3 protein-coding genes are annotated in these 4,115 nt (G+C 59.1%); all 3 read right to left on the reverse strand.

Annotation, left to right across the window (positions count from 1 at the left end):
* Positions 1-1,598, reverse strand: a 1,598-nt coding sequence (locus FEM54_RS26200) for a heavy metal translocating P-type ATPase (protein WP_138453621.1), incomplete at its 3' end; no start/stop codon positions are given.
* Positions 1,599-2,040: 442 nt separating this feature from the next.
* Positions 2,041-2,790, reverse strand: coding sequence for an IS5 family transposase (locus FEM54_RS26205; RefSeq protein WP_138453623.1), 750 nt, complete (start codon positions 2,788-2,790; stop codon positions 2,041-2,043).
* A 64-nt stretch (positions 2,791-2,854) separates the two neighbouring features.
* Complete coding sequence (locus tag FEM54_RS26210) at positions 2,855-4,057, reverse strand: NAD(P)/FAD-dependent oxidoreductase (protein ID WP_138453622.1); 1,203 nt, start codon at positions 4,055-4,057, stop codon at positions 2,855-2,857.
* Between the last annotated feature and the right edge of the window lie 58 nt (positions 4,058-4,115).

Genomic DNA, 4,115 nt, shown 5'->3' on the forward strand with positions numbered 1-4,115 from the left:
CTGTCGAGATCGCCCAAGGGGTGAATCGCACGCAAGGTCAAGCGGCCCTCGGTGAGTGTGCCGGTCTTGTCGAAAATCACCGTGTCGATCTGATTCAAGCCTTCGAGTACATGGCCGCGAGTCAGCAGCAGGCCGAGTTTGTGCAGGGTGCCGGTGGCGGCGGTCAATGCGGTCGGGGTGGCCAGGGACAGCGCGCAGGGGCAGGTGGCGACGAGCATTGCCAGGACGATCCAGAAGGCCCGTGAGGCGTCCAGTTGCCACCAGAGCAAGCCAATGGCAACCGCAGCGATCAGCGAGAACAGCAGGAACCATTGGGCGGCGCGATCGGCGATTTCGGCCAGGCGTGGTTTTTCTGTCTGGGCTCGCTCCAGCAGGTGGACGATCGCGGACAGGCGAGTGTCCTGGCCCAGGGCCAGGACTTGCAAGGTCAGCGTGCCATCGACGTTGAGGGTGCCGGCGGTAACCACGTCGCCCGGGTTGCGCGGTTGCGGCAGGTATTCGCCGGTGAGCAGGGATTCGTCGATGCTCGACTGGCCTTCGAGGATCTTGCCGTCCGCGGGCAGGATGGCGCCGGGATGCACCAGTACCTTGTCGCCCAGGCGCAGTTCGCTGAGCAGGATGCGTTGGCTCTGGCCGTCGGCGTCCAGGCGCAGGCACGAGGCCGGCAGCAAATTCACCAGGCGCGCGGTGGCGGCCGCCGTACGCTCGCGGGCTCGGCGTTCCAGGTAGCGTCCGGCGAGCAAGAACAAGGCGAACATGCCCACGGCATCGAAGTACAACTCGCCGACTCCGGTAATCGCAGTCCAGATCCCGGCGATATAGGCGATGCCTATCGCCAGGGACACCGAGACGTCCATGGTCAGGTGACGGGTGCGCAGGTCACGCAGGGCGCCTTTGAAGAATGGCGCGCAGCTGTAGAAAACGATGGGTGTGGTGAGAAACAACGCTACCCAGCGCAAGATGGTGTGCAACTCGGGGCTCAAATCCAAATTGAATTCCGGCCAGGTCGCCATGGTTGCCATCATTGCCTGGAACCATAGCAGCCCGGCAACACCCAGCTGACGCAGGGCCAGGCGATTTTCGCTGGCCAGTTGTTCGGACGCATGATCGGCCTGATAGGGGTACGCGGCGTAGCCGATCTGTCTGATCTCGTTAAGCACCTGGCTCAGGGGTAGCTGCTGGTCATCCCAACGCACATTCAAGCGATGGTTGGACAAGTTCAGTCGTGCTTCAGCCACCGCCGGCAGAGCGCGCAGGTGTTTTTCGATCAGCCAGCCGCAAGCGGCGCAGTTGATGCCTTCGATCATCAGGAGGGTTGTGGCCAGCTCGCCCTCATGCTGGACGAAGTGTTGCTGTACATCTACCCGGTCGTATAGCACTTGCTCATCCGGCAACTGCTTTGGCAACGTTTCGGGGTTGGTCGAGGCTTCACTGCGGTGGCCGTAGTAACCCTCCAGATTATTGGCAGCAATGGCTTGGGCCACGGCCTGACAACTCGCGCAACAGAACGCGCGGGTTGTGCCCAGGACGACAGCGGTATAGGGGCTGCCGGCAGGCACGGGCAGGGTGCAGTGGTAGCAAGGAATTGGCGTGCTCATTGCGGTCTCCTGTCCTCGGGCGGGTCGCATCACTCCAAGCCAGCGGCATCTCGCTGCTGCGCGTTGAGGGACGGTGCTTCACCATGGATGGAGTTCACCCATACCAGCAGCAAGTCCCCCGGTAAGGCTGCTTGGAAAACGCTGGCGGGGCGAACGCTGTAACGCTAAGAGAGAAATGGGCCAGGTTGAATAGGGAATTCCCCTGCTCATCGTCGGCTGTTGATTCAACTCTTGGCGATACCGGGATGGGGTTATTGCGTCGGTGTAACTGACAAGGCTTTCTATGATCTCCTGCAGGCAGGTTAGAGGCGTAAAAAAGCCGCTTCGCGAAGTGGAGCACATCGATGCGAGCGGCCATGAGATAACTCAAAGGAGGAACCGCGAAAATACATGGGGGGATGAGCCAACTTATGTAGGAAATTTCCTAGGGCCTGTTGACGTTTCACATGGGCAACCATAGGAACCCGCAGGCCATGGCTATCATGCTCTCATAATTCCGCTTCAGCTTGTCGTATCGAAACGCCACGGCACGGTAGTGTTTCAGCCGCGCAAAGGCGTTTTCAACCAGATGCCGGTAGCGATACAGCCCCCTGTCCAAGTCGGCATTGCCCCTGATCGAGTTGCGCTTTCTGGGGATCACCGGTCGGGCGCCCTGTGTCTCGATCTGTTCGCGGATGGGCTCACTGTCATAACCCTTGTCCGCCACGATCACCTCGGCAGACGGCATCTGTGCAATGAGTTCGGGAGCTGCCGTGCAGTCGTTGATGTCACCTCCGGTAATCTCGAAAGCCACAGGCAAGCCATGCGCATCAACAGCCAGATGGATCTTGCTCGTATGGCCGGCGCGACTTTTACCGATCGCTTCAGGCTGACCACTGGCCGCACCGGCACTGTGCTGATGAGCCTTTACATAGGTGCCGTCGATGAATGCCCACTCAAAGTCGGGCTCCTCGAGCAAAGCGTTGAAAACGCTGAGCCACTTGCCGGCCGCCGACCAGGCGTTGAAGCGTTTGTAGACCGAGTTCCAGCAGCCGAAGGCGCGGGGCAGGTCTCGCCAGGGACAGCCCACGCGCATTCGGTAAAGCATTCCCTCAACTGTCATCCGCAGATGTGGCTTGTGATAAATCGCTTGTTGAAGCAGAATTTTTTCCAGCTTCGGCCAAAGCTCGTCACTGAGCTTCAATCGGGGCATTGCAAACCCGCAGGATTTTTCAGAAGGAAGCGTTATCAAGATAACGCCTCCCAGGGCTAGCATCTCAGGCAATGGGGATCAATGGATCCGCCGCCGCCCACGCTGCATCACGGTTGGCGGCCGGAGGGTAGATCCACACAGTGTTGATCTGCGTCTTGAGCGATTTGCCTTCCTGCCGGGTCAACTTGACCTGGCGATCCCATCCTTCGGTGTAGACCGCACCCCAGCCCCCCAAGTCCAGGCAGGTGACGTACTTGGGCTGACTGTACGAGGTCGGATCCACACCTAAAATCTGCGCGGCAACGTTGTTGCCAGCGTGGCGGCCCAGGACGATGGCGTGCTGGCAAGTCATCAGTGCATGGTTGCCAAGGTCATCGGTGGCGGCGTAAGCAACATCGCCGGTGGCAAAGATGTCTTGCTGGCCGATGACTTTCAGGTGGGAATCCACATGCAGACGACCGAGGAAATCGCGTTCACCTGGGATCTGCTCGGTCAGCGAGCTGGCCCGCACACCAGTGGTCCAGACCACGGTCTTCGCTTCAATACGCTGGCCATAGTCAAGGGTTACCCCATTTTCATCGACTGCTACCACAGACGATTTCAAGCGCCATTTCACCCCTAGCTCATCGCTGGCCTCGGCGATCGACCTACTGATTTCGGCCCCCATTGACGCCCCGACTTTTTCACTACGATCCACGATGATCACTTCTATGTCCGCATGATCACCTAGTATGGCCCGCAGACGAGCCGGCATTTCGGTCGCCGTTTCAATGCCGGTGAAGCCGCCGCCAGCAATCACTACAGTATTGCGGCCTTTGCTTTCTGGAAGGCCTGCCAGGGACTTGAGGTGGTTCTCCAAACGTACGGCTTGCTCGATCTGGTCCACATCGAAGGCGTATTCCGCCACACCTTGAGTGTTGGGCATCGCGAGCCGGCTGCCAGTGGCTAGAACAAGTTTGTCGTAGCTGCGCACTTGCTTGGTGCCAGAGGTATCGATGTAACCGACACATTTTTGCTGAACGTCGATGGTCTCTGCGGCTCCCTTGATGAACTTGACACCTACCGCATCGAACAGCTCGCCAATCGGCGCGACCAGTCGGTGCGCATCAGGCTCGTAAAAACGCGGACGGACGCGCAACTCGGCCTGAGGGGCCAGCACGGTCACTTCAACGTCGTTGTGACCATGAATGTCGAAAAGGCGCGTGGCACTCAAAGCCGTCCACATACCACCGAAACCTGCGCCAATAATCAGAATCTGCTGTTTCATTTTTAACCCCTGGTGGGAAGTCATGAATTCGTTAAAGAGTCACGCTTATCGGTAGCGG

Origin of the sequence: Pseudomonas edaphica, from assembly GCF_005863185.1 — a bacterium.
In the GTDB taxonomy this organism is placed as follows: domain Bacteria; phylum Pseudomonadota; class Gammaproteobacteria; order Pseudomonadales; family Pseudomonadaceae; genus Aquipseudomonas; species Aquipseudomonas edaphica.

Bases quoted from the DNA above. Each gene is read 5' to 3' on its own strand.
- FEM54_RS26205 (WP_138453623.1), bottom strand. From the start codon at position 2,790: ATGCCCCGATTGAAGCTCAGTGACGAGCTTTGGCCGAAGCTGGAAAAA.
- FEM54_RS26210 (WP_138453622.1), bottom strand. From the start codon at position 4,057: ATGAAACAGCAGATTCTGATTATTGGCGCAGGTTTCGGTGGTATGTGG.